Origin of the sequence: Flexivirga alba, assembly GCF_042661025.1 — a bacterium.
Classification (GTDB): Bacteria; Actinomycetota; Actinomycetes; order Actinomycetales; family Dermatophilaceae; genus Flexivirga; species Flexivirga alba.
The window spans coordinates 1,849,876-1,868,481 of the sequence record NZ_JBHSWH010000001.1 but is presented as its reverse complement, the minus strand read 5'-3'; the positions used below and the strand labels follow the sequence as shown (position 1 = coordinate 1,868,481).

At 67.3% G+C, this 18,606-nt stretch carries 20 protein-coding genes; 12 read left to right on the top strand and 8 right to left on the bottom strand.

Annotated elements, in window-relative coordinates; genetic code table 11:
* The first annotated feature begins 180 nt into the window (after nucleotides 1-180).
* The 4 genes from ACFQDH_RS09220 (at nucleotide 181) to ACFQDH_RS09205 (ending at nucleotide 2,262) form a co-directional block, all read left to right on the top strand.
* The gene (locus ACFQDH_RS09220) at nucleotides 181-741 is read left to right on the top strand and encodes an ArsR/SmtB family transcription factor (protein ID WP_382400575.1); all 561 of its coding nucleotides are present in this window, start codon (nucleotides 181-183) and stop codon (nucleotides 739-741) included.
* Nucleotides 742-809: 68 nt separating this feature from the next.
* Nucleotides 810-1,391, top strand: coding sequence for a carboxymuconolactone decarboxylase family protein (locus ACFQDH_RS09215; RefSeq protein ID WP_382400573.1), 582 nt, complete (start codon nucleotides 810-812; stop codon nucleotides 1,389-1,391).
* Nucleotides 1,388-1,996, top strand: a complete 609-nt coding sequence (locus tag ACFQDH_RS09210; RefSeq protein WP_382400571.1) for a sigma-70 family RNA polymerase sigma factor — start codon at nucleotides 1,388-1,390, stop codon at nucleotides 1,994-1,996. The genes ACFQDH_RS09215 and ACFQDH_RS09210 overlap by 4 nt, the downstream gene beginning before the upstream one ends.
* The gene (locus ACFQDH_RS09205) at nucleotides 1,984-2,262 is read left to right on the top strand and encodes a sigma-70 family RNA polymerase sigma factor family protein (RefSeq protein WP_382400569.1); all 279 of its coding nucleotides are present in this window, start codon (nucleotides 1,984-1,986) and stop codon (nucleotides 2,260-2,262) included. Before ACFQDH_RS09210 ends, ACFQDH_RS09205 begins: the two co-directional genes overlap by 13 nt.
* Nucleotides 2,263-3,044: 782 nt before the next feature.
* Here ACFQDH_RS09205 and ACFQDH_RS09200 read toward each other — a convergent pair.
* The 5 genes from ACFQDH_RS09200 to ACFQDH_RS09180 all read right to left on the bottom strand — a co-directional run bounded on the left by ACFQDH_RS09200 (nucleotide 3,045) and on the right by ACFQDH_RS09180 (nucleotide 6,632).
* Nucleotides 3,045-3,488, bottom strand: a complete 444-nt coding sequence (locus ACFQDH_RS09200) for a VOC family protein (RefSeq protein WP_382400567.1) — start codon at nucleotides 3,486-3,488, stop codon at nucleotides 3,045-3,047.
* Nucleotides 3,489-3,580: 92 nt separating this feature from the next.
* Nucleotides 3,581-4,045 (bottom strand): DUF4262 domain-containing protein, encoded by a 465-nt coding sequence (locus ACFQDH_RS09195; RefSeq protein WP_382400565.1) that lies wholly within the window; start codon nucleotides 4,043-4,045, stop codon nucleotides 3,581-3,583.
* 260 nt (nucleotides 4,046-4,305) lie between these two features.
* On the bottom strand, nucleotides 4,306-5,790 hold the full coding sequence (locus ACFQDH_RS09190) for an HNH endonuclease signature motif containing protein (protein WP_382400563.1): 1,485 nt from the start codon (nucleotides 5,788-5,790) through the stop codon (nucleotides 4,306-4,308).
* 230 nt (nucleotides 5,791-6,020) lie between these two features.
* Nucleotides 6,021-6,266 carry a VOC family protein gene (locus tag ACFQDH_RS09185; RefSeq protein WP_382400561.1) on the bottom strand — a complete coding sequence of 82 codons (246 nt, stop codon included), beginning with the start codon at nucleotides 6,264-6,266 and terminating at the stop codon, nucleotides 6,021-6,023.
* Nucleotides 6,267-6,365: 99 nt separating this feature from the next.
* The gene (locus ACFQDH_RS09180; RefSeq protein ID WP_382400559.1) at nucleotides 6,366-6,632 is read right to left on the bottom strand and encodes a hypothetical protein; all 267 of its coding nucleotides are present in this window, start codon (nucleotides 6,630-6,632) and stop codon (nucleotides 6,366-6,368) included.
* A 244-nt stretch (nucleotides 6,633-6,876) separates the two neighbouring features.
* On the opposite strand from ACFQDH_RS09180, the gene ACFQDH_RS09175 reads away from it, so the two are divergent.
* Nucleotides 6,877-7,305, top strand: coding sequence for a PPOX class F420-dependent oxidoreductase (locus ACFQDH_RS09175; protein WP_382400557.1), 429 nt, complete (start codon nucleotides 6,877-6,879; stop codon nucleotides 7,303-7,305).
* Here ACFQDH_RS09175 and ACFQDH_RS09170 read toward each other — a convergent pair.
* Nucleotides 7,302-9,002, bottom strand: coding sequence for an ABC-F family ATP-binding cassette domain-containing protein (locus ACFQDH_RS09170; protein WP_382400555.1), 1,701 nt, complete (start codon nucleotides 9,000-9,002; stop codon nucleotides 7,302-7,304). The genes ACFQDH_RS09175 and ACFQDH_RS09170 overlap by 4 nt on opposite strands.
* A gap of 184 nt (nucleotides 9,003-9,186) precedes the next feature.
* Here ACFQDH_RS09170 and ACFQDH_RS09165 point away from each other — a divergent pair, with 184 nt between their 5' ends.
* From ACFQDH_RS09165 to ACFQDH_RS09140, 6 genes are all read left to right on the top strand, one after another.
* Entirely contained in the window at nucleotides 9,187-9,372 is a 186-nt protein-coding gene (locus ACFQDH_RS09165; protein WP_382400553.1) for a hypothetical protein, read from the top strand.
* A 62-nt stretch (nucleotides 9,373-9,434) separates the two neighbouring features.
* Complete coding sequence (locus tag ACFQDH_RS09160; protein ID WP_382400551.1) at nucleotides 9,435-10,196, top strand: LamB/YcsF family protein; 762 nt, start codon at nucleotides 9,435-9,437, stop codon at nucleotides 10,194-10,196.
* The gene (locus ACFQDH_RS09155) at nucleotides 10,189-10,836 is read left to right on the top strand and encodes a 5-oxoprolinase subunit B family protein (protein WP_382400549.1); all 648 of its coding nucleotides are present in this window, start codon (nucleotides 10,189-10,191) and stop codon (nucleotides 10,834-10,836) included. Before ACFQDH_RS09160 ends, ACFQDH_RS09155 begins: the two co-directional genes overlap by 8 nt.
* On the top strand, nucleotides 10,833-11,702 hold the full coding sequence (locus tag ACFQDH_RS09150) for a 5-oxoprolinase subunit C family protein (RefSeq protein WP_382400547.1): 870 nt from the start codon (nucleotides 10,833-10,835) through the stop codon (nucleotides 11,700-11,702). Before ACFQDH_RS09155 ends, ACFQDH_RS09150 begins: the two co-directional genes overlap by 4 nt.
* A gap of 124 nt (nucleotides 11,703-11,826) precedes the next feature.
* Nucleotides 11,827-12,006, top strand: a complete 180-nt coding sequence (locus tag ACFQDH_RS09145) for a hypothetical protein (RefSeq protein ID WP_382400545.1) — start codon at nucleotides 11,827-11,829, stop codon at nucleotides 12,004-12,006.
* A 110-nt stretch (nucleotides 12,007-12,116) separates the two neighbouring features.
* Nucleotides 12,117-15,239, top strand: coding sequence for a phosphodiester glycosidase family protein (locus tag ACFQDH_RS09140; protein WP_382400543.1), 3,123 nt, complete (start codon nucleotides 12,117-12,119; stop codon nucleotides 15,237-15,239).
* A gap of 3 nt (nucleotides 15,240-15,242) precedes the next feature.
* Here ACFQDH_RS09140 and ACFQDH_RS09135 read toward each other — a convergent pair whose 3' ends face one another.
* Complete coding sequence (locus ACFQDH_RS09135; protein ID WP_382400541.1) at nucleotides 15,243-16,622, bottom strand: WS/DGAT/MGAT family O-acyltransferase; 1,380 nt, start codon at nucleotides 16,620-16,622, stop codon at nucleotides 15,243-15,245.
* Between the two features lie 119 nt (nucleotides 16,623-16,741).
* Here ACFQDH_RS09135 and ACFQDH_RS09130 point away from each other — a divergent pair, with 119 nt between their 5' ends.
* Nucleotides 16,742-17,809: an alpha/beta hydrolase gene (locus ACFQDH_RS09130; RefSeq protein ID WP_382400539.1), complete on the top strand. Its 1,068-nt coding sequence runs from the start codon at nucleotides 16,742-16,744 to the stop codon at nucleotides 17,807-17,809.
* Here the strand turns inward: ACFQDH_RS09130 and truA are convergent.
* On the bottom strand, nucleotides 17,737-18,573 hold the full coding sequence (gene truA, locus ACFQDH_RS09125; protein WP_382400537.1) for a tRNA pseudouridine(38-40) synthase TruA: 837 nt from the start codon (nucleotides 18,571-18,573) through the stop codon (nucleotides 17,737-17,739). The two genes, ACFQDH_RS09130 and truA, sit on opposite strands and share 73 nt — an antisense overlap.
* Nucleotides 18,574-18,606 lie beyond the last annotated feature (33 nt).

Here is an 18,606-nt window from a genome sequence, read left to right as displayed (position 1 = left end):
GACCGGTGGCCGTCCTGTATGTCGGTGGTTGCGCGCAATGCACAACAGTCATCAATTCTACGGGGGCGCCGACATACCACCCAAATCGAGCGGATCAGCCCGGACCGCAACGGTTTTCGATCGTATGGCGCGGCCACCGCATCGGTTTACACACGAACTATGCACAACTATTGTGCATGTATGCCGCAGTCACGCCCCTCGGGATCCGATCAGCTACGCGCACTGGCCCACCCGCTGCGTTCGCGTCTGCTGGCCCAGCTGCGGGTGCACGGAAACGCCACGGCGACCGAGCTTGCGGTGGCGCTCGACACCCATACCGGCGCGACCAGCTACCACCTGCGCCGGCTCGCGGAAGCCGGACTGATCGAGGACACCGGCACCGGCACCGGTCGGCGCCGGGTGTGGGCCGCCGCGGAGCCGGCCGGTCGCATCGACCCCGAGCCACTCGACGAGGACGACCTCGCGGCCGAGAAGTGGCTGCAGCGTGACTACGTCGAGCACTTCGCCGAACGCGCCGGGGCCTGGATCGATGACCGCGACAGTTGGCCGGCCACCTGGCAAGAACACTGCGGGCTCGCCGACCACGCGGTTCTGGTGACGACCGAGCAACTCACCGCCCTGTCCGCCGAGATGGCCGAGGTCATGGAGCGCTATCGCCGGGCCGGGGCAGGTTCGCCCGGCGCGCGACGCGTGGCGGCATACACGGCGCTGCTTCCGGTGGACCCGCCGCCAGCCCGTTGACGACGCGTGTCACAGATCGACGTCGGCCGGTGTCTGGTGATCGACAGACCCGACGAAAGGCGGCTGACATGCCCAGCACGAGTACGTTCCGGATCCCCAAGGCCCCCATCACCGGTGCGTATGGCGCCGTGATGAAGACCTACGCCCGGCGCAAGTGGGGTGAGGTCCCCGACAACGGCTATGTCTACTTCCACAACAAGCCGGTCATGAAGGCGGTGCTCGGCTTCGAGCAGAAGGTGCAGCGCTGGAAGGCGCTGGACCCGCGCCTGCAGAGCTACGCGACGATGGCGACCGCCGGAGTGATCGGCTGCAGCTGGTGCCTCGACTTCGGCTACTTCACCGCGCACCACGAAGGACTCGATCTCGCGAAGGTCCGCGAGGTGCCTCGGTGGCGCGAGTCGGACGTCTTCTCGCCGCTGGAGCGCGAGGTCATGGAGTATGCCGAAGCCATGACGGCCACCCCTCCGACGGTGACCGACGAGATGGTCGAGCAACTGCTCGGCGAGCTCGGCGCACCCGCGATGGTCGAGCTGACGCAGCTGATCGCGCTGGAGAACATGCGATCGCGCTTCAACTCCGCCGCCGGTCTTGCGTCACAGGGCTTCTCGGACGTCTGCGAGCCGCCACTCGCCATACGATCGACGCCGTGAGCGAATCCGCAGAGGCGACAGACAGTTTCGTCGCACACCGCAACCTGCTCTTCACGATTGTGTACGAGCTGTTGGGCTCGGCGGCCGATGCCGAGGATGTCCTGCAGGACACCTGGCTGCGCTGGATCGACGTCGACCAGGAGACCGTGCACGAGCCGCGTGCCTACCTGGTGCGCATCGCAACTCGCCTGTCGCTCAACAAGATTCGCTCGGTGGCCAGACGTCGAGAGGCGTATGTCGGCCCGTGGCTACCGGAGCCACTACTCACGTCGCCCGATGTCGCTGACGATGTCGCGCTGGCTGACAGCGTCTCGACCGCAATGCTGCTGGTGCTGGAGACGCTGTCGCCGGTCGAGCGCGCCGTCTTCGTGCTGCGTGAGGTCTTCCAACTGTCGTATGCCGAGATCGGCGAATCCGTCGACAAGTCGTCCGCAGCGGTTCGGCAGATCGCCAAACGCGCACGCGACCACGTCGCCGAACGTCGGCCGCGTGACACCACCGATCCGCAGCGGCGAGAAGAGGTTTCGGCGAAGTTCCTCACGGCGGCACAGACCGGCGACCTGCAAGGTCTGATGGACGTGCTCTCCCCGAAGTGGTGCTACTGACCGACGGTGGCGGCCTGCGCAAGGCAGCGCTGCGACCGATCGTCGGCATCGAGAAGGTGTTGCGCTTCCTGGCCAGCGTCTACCCGGAGGACGGCAGCACGGAGCAGGTGATGGTCAACGGCGCACCGGGACTGCGCTTCAGCCTCGGCGGCGAGACCGACGTCATCGCAACTGCCCGCGTCGACGACGGCATGGTCACCGGGCTCTACCTGGTCCGCAACCCGGAGAAGCTGCGGCGCCTCCAGGAAGTCGAGCTGACGCGCTGACCCTGACCAATGCCGTCGGGATCGATCGTCGCCTCGCCGGGGTATTGTCGCGGCAATTCGCGCCAGTGGTACAGGTGTGGAAAGTTCTCGCACTCACCGCTGCGCACCCAATCGCTGGCCGATTGCTGGGCAGCCACTTCACGCCACATGCTGAAGCCGGTCGAACCCTCACCGACGCCGTAGTGATCGCTCGTCGGCAGCCCGAACACGTTCCGCGTGGATTCTGGGCCAGCACGTTCGAGATCGGTGACACGGAGCAGCTTCACCAAGACGGGCTTGCCCGCGACATCGATCGTGTGCGTCGACCCGCCCATGCCGACTGCGCGACGATGGCGGCTACCGAGCAACTGATCCGGAGAAAGCTGCGCAGACGGGAGCAAGTTCAGCTGGCCCGCTGTCCTGAGTCGACAGCACAGCAAGCACAGGCAAGGGGTTCGGCAGCGCGACGGAGTGCGTAGCGGTCCGCGCCAGCCCGACGGCCGGGTCCTTCGATGTGAGGCAATCGTGTGCGTCGTCCGTAGCGGGTCTCTGAAGTGGTTGTCTAGGTGAGTCTCGACAGCACCTGGACAAGCTGCCCATTGGATCTCGATAAGCGTCCCCCGCGCGCTGCCCAAGTGTCCCCCGATGCTCAGCGTGGCAGTTTCGAGATGTGGCCTCGTGTGCCGGATCAGGCCCGCGTCCCGGGATGCCCACGCGGACGGGGTCTACGGGACGAGCATCGCCATGCCGCCGCAGCATCATGCCCGGACATGGATGTTCACCGTTTGTGGAACCGCTTGCGGTTACAGGCCGGCCGCCCGGCGGGCCGCGATGACCACGGGGTTGGTGGGCATGTCTGCCCAGACGATTTCGAAGTAGTTGTCCTCGGGGTCACACAGGTAGGAGGAGCGACCGCGGAAGAACTCTGCATCGACGGGTTCCTTCGTGACGCGTGCTCCGGCCGCGCGCATGTGCTCAGTGAGCCGGTCCACTTCCTCGGCGTTGTCCACCTGCACGCCGATGGTGGAGCGGATACCTCCGGTGCCTTGCTCGGGTTCGGTGTTTCCGTCGTGGGCGAGCTTGGCCAAGGGGAACACGGCGAGCAGTATGCCTCGCAGTTCGAAGACCGCGAACTCGCCATCATCCATCACCTGTGGCCAGCCCACGCGCCGGTAGAAGCCACGAAGGGCAACGAAGTCGCGGGCACCGAGAGTGATCAGGTTGGCAAGCGGGAGCTGGTCGGTCACGGCCTCATTATCCGTCAGCGTGCGAGCGACGACTCGCTTCGTGCCGTGCGACCGTCCAGCTCGCCGATCGTCTACCGGAGCGCCCGAGCCCATCAGTGGGTTCGGCGCCACACTGTCGGCAGGGGTCCAAGGAAGGGCTGGGCTTCAGGGGCGTTGTTGTATCCGGGTTCCCAAGGGAACCAGCCCTTGGAGTTGGGCCAGATGAGCTGTAGTGCTTGGACGGGCTCTCCGTAGACCTGGGCAACGGCGGTCAGTTCTTCTGTGGCGACCACGGTGATGACGCCGATCCCGGCACCGTCTGTCAGCGCATCGGTAATTTCACCGTGCTGGAACGTACGACCAGCCCTCACTTCGTGCCCGGCGAGATTCAGGAACGCTTGGGCTGGCTCGGGCGGCATCCCGACCATGACCAGTTCGGCGTGATCCGACGCTGTGAGTCCGACTGTGTAAGAGAACGCGGGTCGACCGTCGCCGGCGCCGACGTGTCGCACCGCCCAGCCGTATCGATCGATGAGATCGAGCAGGTCTCGGAACACTCGGTCGGGGTGATCGGGCATGTCGCGAGTATGGCGCTTCCGGCGTTGCTACGTAATCGATCAACCTGAGGTCGGCTGCGAGCCGTCTCGCTTGACGTTCGGTCTGCGGCGACGAGACGAACGATCACGGCAGCGGACGATGGCTGAGCTCCTCCGTCCTGCCGGGGTATGTCATACGGAGCAACCGAAGACGCGTCGCCGATTGCGGATCGTGCAGCAGGGCAAGGAGATCGACGACGCGGACGGAATCGTCCCCATCGGAATCGTTCTCCTTGAGAACCTCAGGCGGTCGCGGTTTGGTGGCCAGGCATTCGGCCGGGTGTGAGGTCCCAAACCACACGGTCGGGTCGTACCTCAGCGGTGTAGCCCTGGCGGTGCACGGTCTGGTGATGTCGGCCGCACAGCATCGCCGAACTGGTCAGGGAAGTCTCGCCGCCAGCCCACCACGGCGTGACGTGGTGGATCTCGCAGAAACCAGGCGGCCGATCACAATTCGGGAAGCTGCATCCGCCGTCTCGCAGGATCACTGCGACCCGGATTGCCTTGGTTGCCAACCGTTCTCGTCGTCCCACGTCCAACGGTTGACTCGGTCCGCCGAGCACGACCGGGATGAGGTCGGCGGTGCACGCGAACCGGCGGGCGGCGCCCGCGTCGAGCACGTCACCGGTGCTGGTGGTCGCGCCGTGACCGGCCAGGAGGTCCTGCAACCCCATCGTCAGTAACACGGTCGCCGCACTCGCTTGGGTGCCGTCCCCGGCCCCAACTGCCGCACGTGCGCCGGCACCGACCAGGTCCATCAGCGCGTCGGCCCGGCGTTTACCGGGGGACCGCTCATCCCGCACCGGTTCAGAACTGGTGGAAGATTCGGCAGCCTCAACATCGTCGTCATCGAGGTGGAGCCCGAACGCGGCACCCGAGCCGTGGCTCCGGCCGGCGGGGACCTCGAGACGCTCATCCCTCGCTCCTCGGCCACCTTTTCCAGGACCGTCAGTCTCGTCGCCTGCATTCGCTTTGTCGGTTTTGTCAGCCGCGGCAGCAGGTTTCGCCGGTCGCGGTGCGGACTTGGCGTTGATCGCTTTCTTCAGGATCGCGGCGTTCGCCGGCGACAACTCCGCCACCAACCGCGTCATCCCCGTCGCAGTGGTCGACCAAGACAACGACTCGGTGCCCTCAAGCTTCTCGTCGTCCTTGGACAGTTTCTCCGGGGCGAACCGGTCGATGATCGCCCGCGTCAACCTCGTCAGCCCGTCACACCCGAGCGCGGGGTCGATCTGTAGGAACCAGCTCAGCACCTCGTCACGCTCGGCGGTCGGGATGACCGGGCCGACCTTGTCCGCCTGGAGCAACGCGGTCCGCGCCGACTCCACCGAACACGACCCCTTCAGCAACGCTCGACCGATGACCGTGTTCTTCCGGTGCTGGCACGCATCGGCGACCGACGCCATCGCCCGCACCGTCTTGGGCTCCAGCCGAGTCTCGCCACTCAGCCGCCCGCTGATCCACTGCCCGGTGGTGGCCGCATCCGACCTCGTGACCGCGCCCCTGTCGACCGCGTCCGCGGCCACGATCGCGCCCACCTGTGACGACCGGCCCTGCAACCGCAACAGGATCGACATCAGCTCTGCTTCTTGGTCGTCGCCGAGCTGATGCACCGCACCCGGAACCTCGTCAATCACCTGCGCCGCAGCCTGCAGGATCCCAAGCACTTGCGGCCCGCGACCCGGCTCCGCCGGGGTGCAATCCACCACCGAATAACCGATGCTCATGACGTGAATCCCCTTCCCCTGTAAGCGTTTTCGCTTACTTACAGGATACCTGGGACCCGTGTTAATGGCTAGCATTTCATCGAACACATTTCGGTTAATCCGTCTATGGCGGGCCATCACTCCTGGCCATGAAAGGAGGGTCGGCGACACCCCGAGAACTACCGCGGACACGCGTGCCGCCGGGGGCGGGTCCGCGTGTCATCGTTTCGCCACGAGGCGAGCGGGTGGCGCTATTTGGTGCGAGAGGGGCCGACGGCCTCACGCTGAAGTCCACGCCGCGAGTTCGTTGCCGGCCGGATCCGTGAAATGGAACCGGCGTCCGCCGGGGAAGTCGTAAGGCTCCTCCGTGATCCGCCCCTGTGCGGGTTGAGACCGCCGATCTCCCCGGCCCATTCCGCTGCTCGGATGCCGGCGCGGTCGGAGCCGTAGTCGTTGATGGTCCAGCCGAACACGTCCGATAAGAACGCCTTGGACACTTCCAGATCCTCGGCGGCGAGCTCGACGTCCGCGACGGTCTGATGCTTCGGCGTGATAGCTCGCGGTATTGGCGAGCTCCGACAACCACCGCCGTTCGGCTATTTGACCTGGCACCGAACCAGCCACGGGGATCCCGCTCCGACCGTGCGAGCCGATGCCGCGACCTTCGTCACGGCACACCGGGCGTCCCCGCTTCGGGCAGTTGCCGTGTAGTCGCCCGGCTCCACCCGAAACGTCGCGGCTTGGCCCTCAGCCACCGGCCGGGTCAAATCAGTCCCCGCTCCCCTCAGGTAGATGGTGCCCGGCACGAGGTGTCCGGAGTAGCCGGGGGCCGGGCCTCCGACATACACGATGCCGATCGTCACGCTGAGTGGCTGCTGACTGCTGGTGGGACTTGCCGGTTGTTGACTGGGGACCGGGCTGCTACCCGAAGAGCTGCAGGCGCCGAGCATCATCGCGATGAGCGCTGACGCGCAGAGCCACCCTTGACGCATGACTCCACTTTCCCACCTGTCGGCCCACTGCAGAAGGCGATGACGCCCCGCGAAGCGCGGCCCGTCGAAGAGCGCCCTTGCCTTCAAGTTGACTTGAACTCATAGCGTCAGGGGTATGACGAGCACCGACACCCGACCAAGTGAGACCTTTACCGCCGAAGAGCTGAGCTACCTGCGTTCCCAACGCCTGGGCCGGTTGGCGACCGAGCAGCCGAACGGCACGCTTCAGGTGAGCCCGGTCGGCTTCTCGGTTGACCCTGAGGCCGGCACGATCGACATACACGGCTTTCGGATGTCCGCCAGCCGGAAGTTCCGCAACATCAAGGAAAACGGCAAGGTCGCCTTCGTGGTGGACGACCTGCTGTCGGTCGATCCGTGGCGCGTGCGATGCCTCGAGATCCGCGGCAGCGCCGAGTCGATCATCGTCGACGACATCCAGGGCGGCGGGCTGATCCGCATCCACCCGAAGCGCATCATCAGCTTCGGCATCGGCGCTGATCTGCCTCCCCACCAACTGCGGCCGTCGACCCGCAACGTCGGCTAACGCGCCCTCTCGACGCGCTTCTCGTCCCACACCGGCTCGGGCACCTCCCGCACCTTGCCGTCGGATCCGAAAACCAGGAATCGGTCGAATCCCCTTGCAAACCAACGGTCGTGGGTGACTGCAACGACTGTGCCGTCGAAGGCGTCGAGACCTGCCTCCAGCGCCTCGGCCGAGTGCAGGTCGAGGTTGTCAGTGGGCTCGTCGAGCAACAACAAGGTCGCGCCGGACAGCTCGAGCAGCAGGATCTGGAACCGTGCCTGCTGGCCGCCGGACAACGACGCGTAGGTCTGCTCGGCGGCGCGCGCCAACTCGTAACGGTCCAACGCACGGGACGCCTGCTCTCGAGGCATGCCGTCCCGGTGGTCGTCGCCACGGTGCAGGATCTCCAACAGCGTGCGCTTCTCCCACGCGTCGGTGCTGCCCGCCTGTGCGGACTGCGCGAACCAACCCGGGCGGACGCGTGATCCGAGGCGGGCAATTCCGCTGTGCTGCACCGGTTTCGGCGGGTTGTCCCCCACCGGCCGGTGCTCGATGTCCGGGTCCGAACCACCGGCAGCGAGCAGCCGCAAGAAGTGCGACTTGCCGGACCCGTTGGAACCGAGCACAGCGACGCGCTCGCCATACCAAATCTCGAGGTTGAACGGTTTCATCAGTCCGGTGAGCTCGAGCCCTTCGCAGATGACTGCACGCTTGGCCGTGCGCCCACCAGCGAGTCGCATGTTGACGTTCTGCTCGAAAGGCACGACCTCGGGTGGACCGGCTTCCTCGAACTTCGCCAGCCGGGTCTGAGCCGCCCGATAGCGAGCCGCCATGTCCGAGTTGTATGCCGCCTTGATCTTGTACATCTGCACGAGCTGCTTGAGTTTCAGCTGCTCCTCGTCCCAGCGCCGTCGCGACTCCTCGAGCTTGTTGATCCGGTCGAGCCGCGCCTGGTGGTAGGTCGTGAAGCTGCCGGGATGAACCCATGCGTTGGCACCGGCCGCGGCGGGCTCGAGCGTCGCGATGCGGGTCGCGACATTGGCGAGCATCTCGCGGTCGTGGCTGATGAAGAGCACGGTCTTTGCCGACGCAACCAGTTGCTCCTCCAGCCAGCGCTTCGTCGGGACGTCGAGCGAGTTGTCCGGTTCGTCGAGCAACAGCACCTCTTCGTTGCCCCTCAGCAGCGACTCGAGGACGATCCGTTTCTGTTCACCACCGGAAAGCGTTGACACGTCACGGAACTGGGCCTTGTCGAACGGTATGCCGATCGCCGCCACCGTGCAGACGTCGCACTGCGTCTCCCACTCGTAGCCGCCGACTTCAGCCCAGTCGGCGAGCGCCTGTGCGTAGGCCAACTGCGCCGGTTCGTCGTCGCGCTCCATGATCCCGAGCTCGGACTCGTCAACGGCCTTGGCAACCTTGCGAATCCGCTCCGGCGCGACGGCGAGCAGCAGGTCACGGACCGTGAATTCGTCGCCGTCCGGACGTGCGCGTCCGATGAACTGCGGCATCACCGCGAGCCCGCCGGAGCGAGTGATCGCGCCCTCGTGGGCGTCGAGCTCACCGGAGATGATCCGCAACAGCGTCGTCTTACCGGTGCCGTTGGGACCGACCAGACCAACCTTCGCCCCATCGCCCACCCGCAGGCTCACGCCGCCGAGCAGCGGACGCCCGTCGGGGAGGAAATAGTGCACACCGGCAACATCAATATGACCCACAACCGTCAAGCATCACGTACGCACCTGTCCCGCGTCATCCGGGTTTCGACAGGGGACTGCCGCAACTCGCCCTCACCCTCGCTCAACCCAAGGGTTTCGATCCGGTCACGGGACAACCGAACGCGTGGGCGACGTGCTCTACTGATCGTCAGGTTCCATCATCGGATCCATCAGGGAGGACATCATGTTCTGGATAATCGTTCTGTTGGTCTTTCTCGCGGGCTGCACCGCGTTGACCTTGATCGTTCGCAGCCGCGGCGGCGGGGGCGGCGGCAGCGGCGTCGACAACCACAACGCGTTGCAGAACGGCACGGCCAGGGCCGAGGCGCGTCGCAACCAGGGAAGCGGGCCATTCGGGCCGAGCATCTGATCCTGTTCGTCACCTGCGCCGTAGCACCCGGCAACACGGCGCCTCGGCACTAGCCTGAAGCCATGCGCATCGATCTGAACGCGGATCTGGGCGAGTCCTTCGGCCGATGGCACCTCGGCGACGACGAGGCGCTGCTGCAGGTGGTCACGTCCGCGAATATCGCGTGTGGGTTCCACGCCGGCGATCCGGCCACACTGGTGCGCACCTGTGCGGCGGCCGCTGAGCGCGGGGTGCGGATCGGTGCACAGGTCGGCTATCGCGACCTGGCCGGCTTCGGGCGGCGCTTCATCGACGTGTCCGCCGAGGACCTGTATGCCGATGTCCTTTACCAGATCGGTGCACTCGACGGCATCGCGCGCAGCGTGGGCAGCCGGGTCAGCTACGTCAAGCCCCACGGCGCTCTCTACAACACCGTCGTGCACCACGAAGAACAGGCCGCGGCTGTGGTGCGTGCGGTGGCAGCGGCGGGTGGCCTCCCCATCCTCGGCCTACCGGGTTCGGCTGTCCTCACCGCTGCCTCGGCTGCCGGGATCCGTGCTGTTCCAGAGGCTTTCGCCGATCGCGCCTACACGGCGGAGGGCACGTTGATGCCTCGTACGTCGCCGGGCGCGGTGCTCACCGATCCGTCCGCCATCGCGAAGCGCGCCGTCCGGATGGCGCTCGAGCACGAGGTGACGGCGATCGACGGATCACTCGTGTCCACCAGCGCTGAGTCGATCTGCGTGCACGGTGACTCCCCTGACGCGGTCGCGATGGCAACGGCCGTCCGCGACGCGCTCGTCGACGCCGGGCTCGACCTCGTGCCATTCATCGATCATGGGTGACCCACTCACGCTTCGGCCGTATGGCGCAAGGGCGGTACTCGTCGAGCTACCGGATGCAGCGACCCGGCGCGCGCTGACCGGATGGCTGGCTTCCATCGATCACCCGACCGTTGCCGTCATACCCGCTGAATTGACTGTGCTCCTTGATGTTTCGGACCTGTCGATCAAGGAGGCAGACGCGCAGCAAGAGCTGCGACTCGTTACCCGTGACCTGGCCCACCTCGACCTGGAAGCGCTGCCTGCTGCGGACGCGACTGACAGCAAACTGGTCACCGTCGACGTCCGGTATGACGGCCCCGACCTCGAGACCGTGGCGGGGCAGCTCGCCATGTCCGCCGATGCGCTGATCCGGTGGCACACCAGCACGCCGTGGACCGTCGAATTCCTAGGATTCATGCCAGGATTCGGCTACCTCACGCGCGACGACCATGACCAGCAGGTGGAGCGCCGCCACTCACCACGGTCCGCGATCCCTGCCGGATCCGTCGGTTTCGCGGGGCACTACAGCGCCGTCTATCCGCGTTCCTCCCCCGGCGGGTGGCAGCTGGTCGGACACACCGACCAGGTGATGTTCGACCTCACCTGCGGCGGTGCAGCCACCGCGCCGAACGACCGCGTCCAGTTCCGGTCGGTCCGATGACGCAGCTGGAGATCGCCCGGATCGGGCCGCTGTGCCTGGTGCAGGACCTCGGCCGCCCGGGTCTCGCGGGGCAGGGCGTCACAACCTCCGGTGCCGTCGACCGCGAGTCACTGATCCAGGGAAATCGCTTGCTGGGCAACGGATCCCGCGCTGCGGGTCTTGAGGTCCTCCTCGGCGGGCTGCACCTGCGACCGGATGCGCCGGTGCTTGTCGCGGTGACCGGAGCCTGGTGCCCGATCACTGTCGACGGCGCTCCCGCACCGTTCGGCACACCGGTGCTCGTGCCAGTCGGCGCAATGCTGCGACTCGGCACTCCGCGGCACGGACTGCGCAGCTACCTGACCGTGCGTGGGAGCCTCACACCGCCCGGATTCTTCGGAGGCTCCTGGAGCACCGACACTTCCAGCGGGATAGGTCCGGCACCGGTTAAGGCGGGCACCCGACTCCCACTCGGAGACAACGTCATTGGTCCACCTCTGGTCAGCGCCGTACCGCCCGCCATACCGGGCACCGACGTGGCGCTCCGCGTCACGCTCGGTCCGCGCGCCGAGTCGCTCAGCGCCGCCGACCGCCAGGTGCTGACCGAGTCGGTCGGCACGGTGTCGAGCGACAGCGACCGAATCGGTGTGCGGCTGACCGACTTCCAGCTCTCCTTCGGCAGAGTTGGACGCCCGAGTGAGGCGATCCCGCTCGGCGCGGTGCAGGCTCCTCCGAGCGGCGAACTCATCGTCTTCCTGGCCGATCACCCGACGACGGGCGGCTATCCGGTGATCGGAGTGGTCGACGCCGACGACCTCGATCAGCTCGCCCAGTGCGCTCCGGGCACCCGCGTCCGGTTCGCCATACGGCCGGCGCCGGTCTACTGACCGATCGACGCCCGATCGTCCGTGACAAAAACAAACATCGCGTGACCTTTGTACCTAAACTCTTGCCACACGCGCAGATACCCGCCAGGGTGTGGTGGTGCAATCACCTCGTCACAGGTCCCTATTGCCCACCCGCCCCTTCCACGCGCTGGTCGGGATCGCCACTGCCGCCCTCATCACGGGTTCGCTGCTGGCGCCGGTCGGCTCGGCCGCTGCGGCACCGGCCACAGCACCGGTCGCCGCGGCGGCGAACCACCTGCCGTTCCGGGCCTCCCCGCCCACACCGACGATCTTGCCGGGCTGAACGGCGCCGACTCGGTCTACCTGCGCCAGCGCACCACCGCTGTCGCACCCGGCCTGGACCTGACGGCGTTCCAGCGGCTGCAACCCGGCGGCTGGGTCACCGGCAAGGTGATGACCGCCGACCTCAACACCCCGTCGCTCTCCCTCGGCTTGTCCGACGGTGGCGCAGTCTCGGGTGCGAATGCCCCGGTGAGCCAGTTCGCCGACCAGCCGAACGTCGTCGCTGCCGTCAACGGCGACTACTACGACATGAACGCCTCCGACGCCCCGGTCGGCACCGACATCGCGGACGGCGCGGTGCACAACGCCGGGTCGACGCCGCGCCAGGCGTTCACGCTGACCAACGGCAAGGCCGCCATCCGCGAGCTGATGTCCGCCGCAACGCTCACCGCCGACGGAACCACCACAAAGGTTGCCGCGGTGAATTCGCCTACGTTCCAAGCAGATTCGGTTGGACTCTTCACCACACTGTGGGGCACTTATCCGATCGGGCGGCTCATCGGCAAGACCGAATCGGTCCGCGTCGTGACCGTCAGTAAGGGCGTCGTCACTGCTGTCAGTGACGACCGGTCCGCACTCGACAAGACTGCCGACATACCGGACGGCAGCTCCGTGCTCGTCGCGCGCGGCACGGCGACGGCGCAGCTCGCCTCGCTCGAGGTCGGCGCTCACGTCGACGTCACGGTCAAGGCGAACGCCTCCGTGGACCTGGCAGTCGGTGGCAGCCAGCGCCTGCTCGCAGAAGGCAAGAAGACGACCGACGACGAGGTCACTGCGGCACGCACCGCCATCGGCGTCAGCAAGGACGGCAGCCGGCTGTGGGTCGTCAGCCTCGACGGGCGCCAGGGCGACAGCCACGGTATGACGATCCAGGAACTCGCCGGCTTCATGGACGACCTCGGCGCCTGGAACGCCGTCAACCTGGACGGCGGCGGATCGACCGACATGGTCGCGCGCCCCGCCGGCACGAAAGACCTGACCGTCGTGGGACGCCCGTCCGACGGCTCCGAGCGGCACGTCTCCAACGCACTCGTCTTCCGCTCCACGGCGAAAGGATCCGCCGCCGGTGTCGCGGTGCGCCCCGACCTGCAGCCGGCAGCCGGCTTGACCGCCGACGGCGCCACCGACACCCTCATCGGCCTGAGTCGCACGGTGCACGGGACGCGTCTCGCAGCCGACTTCGGGCCGGCCGCCGGTGGTGGGCACTTCACCGCCACCCCGGGGCGCGTCCTCGAGCAGGTCTCCAGCAACTCTGGGGAGACCGTCGTACGCGGCCGCGCCACCGGCGCGGCATACGTCACGTTCCGCTCCGGTCGCGACAACGCCTCTGTCCCAATCACGGTGCACGGCAAGGTATCTCGCGTCATACCGTCCGATACTGTGCTGTCGATCCCGTCGGCGAACGACACCGGCAAGCTGTCCCTGACCGCGGCGGATGCCGACGGATTCACGGTCCCGGTCGAGACGCGCGACGTACGAGTCCGCGCGGGAGACGGCATCACCGTCACCGCCGACGGCGCCGCCGGGTTCACGGTCAAGGCCCAGAGCGCGAAGGTCTCGACGACGATCACCTTCACCGTGGCGGGCCACGACCTGACCGTTCCGGTCACCGTCGGGTATGACGAAACAACCCTGGCCGACTTCTCCGACGCATCATCGTGGACCTTCGCGGCGGACCGCGCCGGCGGCTCGGTGAGCCCGACCGACGGGCCGGACGGCAGCACGGGTCTCGCCCTGGACTTCGACTTCGGCACCACCACCGCCACTCGTGGTGCGTATGCCGTGCCGCCCGCACCGATCTCGGTCCCGGGTCAGCCGCAGGCGTTGTCCATGTGGATCAAGGGCAACGGCAAGGGCGAATGGCCGCGGCTGATGGTCACCAAGGGCGACGGCACCACGACGAACCTGGATCCGGAGCAAGGAGCGAGCAACCCGATAGTCACCTGGGACGGCTGGCAGCAGGTGCGCTTCCCGGTGCCGGCAGGCACGCCATACCCACTGACGCTGACCAGGATTCGCTTCATGGAGACCCGCTCGGACGCGAGCTACTCCGACCAACTCGCGGTCGCCGGGCTGACCGCACAGGTCCCACCCGAGGTCACATTGCCCGACGCTCCGTGGCCGACCGATCCAGCTGTGGTCACGAACGGCAACACCGACGGCAGCCCACAGCGGATCGCGGTGATGAGCGACACCCAGTTCGTCGCGCGCGACCCCAACTCGCCGATCGTGGCGGCGGGCCGCCGCGCCCTGCGCGAGATCGTTGCGTCCAAACCGGACCTGCTGGTCATCGACGGCGACCTCGTCGACGAAGCCTCCCCGGCTGACATCGCGTTCGCCAAGAAGATCCTCGACGAGGAGATCGGCACGAAGCTCCCTTACATCTACGTGCCCGGCAACCATGAGGTGATGGGCGGCCCGATCAGCAACTTCGAGTCCGTCTTCGGTGCCACCTCGGGCCATCGCGATCTGGGCCGGACGAGGATCATCACGCTCGACTCGTCGTCGGGCACCTTGCACCCCGGCGGTTCGACCGACCAGCTGCGGATGCTCGAGTCACAGCTCGCCGACGCGGCACGAAACCCGCGGATCATCGGTGTGCTCGTCTTCAACCACCACCCGGTCGACGACCCGCAGCCGGACAAGGCATCCCAGCTCGGCGACCGCTACGAGGCAGCGGCGCTCGGGCGCAGCCTGGCGCAGTTCACCGCCACCAGCGGCAAGTCGATCGCCCAGGTCAACGGCCACGTCGGCATCTTCTACACCGACTCCGCCGACGGCGTAACCCGCGTGACCAACGGCAACTCCGGCAAGACGCCGAGCGGTTCACCGGAGCAGGGCGGTTTCACCGGCTGGACGATGCTGGGCATCGACCCTGCCGCCGGTCGGGTCGGCACGGTGCCGGAGCCGGGCGCCCGGCTGCAATGGCTGCGCGTCCAAACTCACGCCCGGGTCGACACGCTGAACCTCTCCGCACCCGCGACGCTGGCCGTCGGCGCGACGGGGAAAGCGACCGCGACGATCGGCCAGGACGAGACCCGCAAGGTCCCGGTCGCCTGGCCGGTCAGCGCCGAATGGGGCGGCAGCGGCGTGCGGATGGGCACGACGCACGGGCCGGCGGTCGTGTCCTTCGACCCCGCGACCGGCACCCTGACCGGCCTGCGGCACGGCACGGCGACGCTCCGGGTCACCGTCAACGGCGTGACGCAGGACGCCACCATCCGCGTCGGCTGACCGTCAGGCCGTGGCCTGCTCCAGCTCGGCGAGCGAGTCCTCGAGATGGTGGATCATCCGCTGCACCGATGGCGCGCTCTGCCGGCAGGCGGTGATGCCGAAGTCGACCTGGTCGTCATACGTGACCAGGGTGATGTTCATCGCCATACCGTCGACAGGGATCGACGCCGGGTAGGTGCCTTCGAGGTGAGCACCGTTGAAATACAACTGCTTTCGCGGTCCGGGCACGTTGGAGATGATGACGTTGAACGGCGGCCGGCCGCCCAGACTGTATGTCGGCAGCATCGACAACCCGAGGCCGGCGACGTTGTAACCCGACATGAGCAGCAGCTGAAGGGGGCTGAGCTCGCGCATGGTCTGCTTCGCCGCTGCCGTCGACTCATGGACGTCCTCGAGCCGCTCCAACGGGTCGTCGACGTCGGTGCCGAGGGTCGAGATCATCGCGCCGATCTGGTTGCCGCCGACCTCACTGGACTCGTCGCGCAGGTTGACCGGACACATTGCGGTGAGGGACCGGTCCGGCAACTCGTCGAGCTCGGCGAGATAACGACGGAGCGCACCGCCGCACACGGCGAGGACGACGTCGTTGAAGGACACGTCGCTGGACTTCGCCACCTGCCGGAAGCGGTTGATGTCGAAGCTCTGCGCCACGAACCGGCGCGAGCCGCCGATCCTGCCGTTGAGGATGGTGCGCGGTGCGTCGAACGGCGTGGTCAACCCCGTGTCACGCAACGACCGGTAGGCGACCTTCAGCGAATTGGGTCCGATGGTCGCGAGCTCGCCCGCCAGGTCGAGGCCGCTGCGCAGCAACGCGGCGGGATTCGGTATGCCGAGCCCCGGGCTCTTACCGGAAACGGTTCCCTCGACATGAGCCGACGGCAACGCGTAGGGCGGCATACAGTCCATCGCGTTGGGGTCCGCGCTGCAGGCCTGTTGCATCAGGTGCAGCGCCGACACGCCGTCGACCAACGCGTGGTGGATCTTGGAGAAGACCGCGACGCGCCCGTCCTCGAGGCCCTCGACGACGTGCGCCTCCCACAGTGGCCGGTGCCGATCAAGCAGCGAGCCTTGCCACCGCGATGTCAATTCGAAGAGCTCACGCAGTCGGTGCGGCCCCGGCACAGCGGATCGCCGGATGTGGTGATCGATGTCGAGGTGCTGGTCGACCGACCAGCGGAAGTTGCCCAGCAGGCCCACCGGATCCTTGGGCTTCAGCCGAAAGCGCGGGCTGATCTGGTCGCTTTCGACGGTCAGCTGATCACGCACCCAGGTCGGTGACTCGCCGTCGGGCACGGTGAAGAGCTGCAAGCCGCCGACATGCATCGGGTGTTCGCGTGACTCGATCAGCAGGAAGCCCGAATCGACCGGTCCCATCCCTGGCATGCGTTCTCCGCCTCTCCGATCACGGTCACCCTGGTTACGCCACCGTAGGCCTAGGGTAAGGCTCTGGACAGAGGCACTTCACCTGATGGACCACTGAAAAATACGATGGAGGACCCGGTATGACGTCGCCTGCTCGGTCCGAACGCGCCCGTGTGACGGTGCTGCGCAAGAAGTTCCCACGCACCAGCAGGCGTTCCGCCGCACTCGCCGGTGGGATGCGGTCAGTGGCCAAACCGGCCCTCAACGCCTGGAGTTACGCGCCGGGCCTGTCCAGACTGTCCCGCGTCATGGATCGCACCGCCGACCGGCTCGCGCTCCCGAACGGCACCACCGTCGATACCGTCCAGCTCGGGCCGTGCGATGCGGAGTGGGTTCGCGCCCCGCGTGCTCGCGACGACGGCGCGGTCCTCTACCTGCACGGTGGCGCGTTCATTGTCTGCAGCCTGGCATCGCACCGCCGGTTGGTCGCCGCCACGTCCCGCACCTGCCGGGTGCCCGTGCTCAACGTCAACTTCCGCATGCTGCCCGAAGTCACCATCGAAGGCATGGTCGGAGACTGCCTGGCCGGTTACCAGTGGTTGCTCGACCAGGGTTACGCCGCCGACCGGATCAGCATCGTCGGCGACTCCGCCGGCGGCTACCTCGCCTTCGCCGTTGCGCTCGCGCTGCGCGACGAGCAACTACCGATGCCGGCGTCGATCACCGGTATGTCGCCGCTGCTCGACCTCGACGTCAAGCGCAAGGAAGCCAGCCCGCACCGCGAGAAGTGCGACCTTTTCACCGTCCGCGCCTGCCGCGCACTGCAGCAGTTGGTGTCCCACGTCGACGACGCACACGAGGCGGAGGGCGACCGCATCTGCCCGATCGACGCCGACCTACGCGGCCTGCCACCGGTGCTGATCCAGATGGGTTCGCGCGAGATCCTGCGGCCCGACGCGGAGGTGATGGCCGACCGACTGGCCGCCGCCGGAGTGCCGACGCAACTACAGATCTGGACCGGACAGGTGCATGTCTTCCAGGCCGCCGCGTCATGGGTGCCCGAAGCTGCCGCAGCCATGCGGGAGGTCGGCCGCTTCGTGCGCGGCAACCTGCCGGCCGTTCACTCCGCGGGCAACTACTCCAACGGCAGCACGCGGACCGTGCGCGATGCCGCGGCCCGCGCCGCCAGCTCGTCGTCCGCCGGGTAGCTGACCTCCTCCAGGCACAGCCCGTGCGGCGGCATCACCTTGAGCGCCGGATGGCGCCGCCGAGCGGTCAGCACTTCTGCGGGCCAGTCTTCGGTACGTCGCCCCGCCCCGACCGGGACCACCGCGCCCACGAGCGAGCGGACCATCGAGTGGCAGAAGGCGTCGGCCAGCACGGTGCCGACCAGGACGCCATCGGCGTCGCGCTGCCAGCGGTAGTCCAGCAGCGTGCGCACTGTCGTCGCGCCCTCCCGCTTCTTGCAGAATGCCGCAAAGTCTTGCAACCCCACCAGTTTCCGCGCTGCGGCGTTCATGGCGCCGACGTCCAACGGGCTGCGGACGACGACCGTGTCACGACGGCGAACCGGATCCGCGGCGGACGGGTCGTCCAGCAGCCGATAGCTGTAGCGACGGGACACCGCGGAGAATCGTGCGTCGAACCCCGGCGCGGCCGGCGCGACCCGGTGCACCACCACGTCGCCGGGCAACACACCATCGAGTCGCACGACCGCCGCTTCCGCCGGGCTGCGTGAGGAGCGCGCCGGGAGGGCGTCATACGCCTGCTCGTCTATGTCGACGTGACAGACCGCGCCGCGTGCATGGACACCTGCGTCGGTGCGACCGGCGATCGTCAGCTTCGGCGGCTCGCAGCGCAGGATCGTGCCCAGCGCTTCGGAGAGCAACTGCTCCACGGTGCGGCGACCGGGTTGCGCGGCCCAGCCGGAGAAGTCGGTGCCGTCATACCCGAAGTCGATCCGCAGCCGCATGCTCAAAGCCTATCCACCGGCGAACATGGTCAA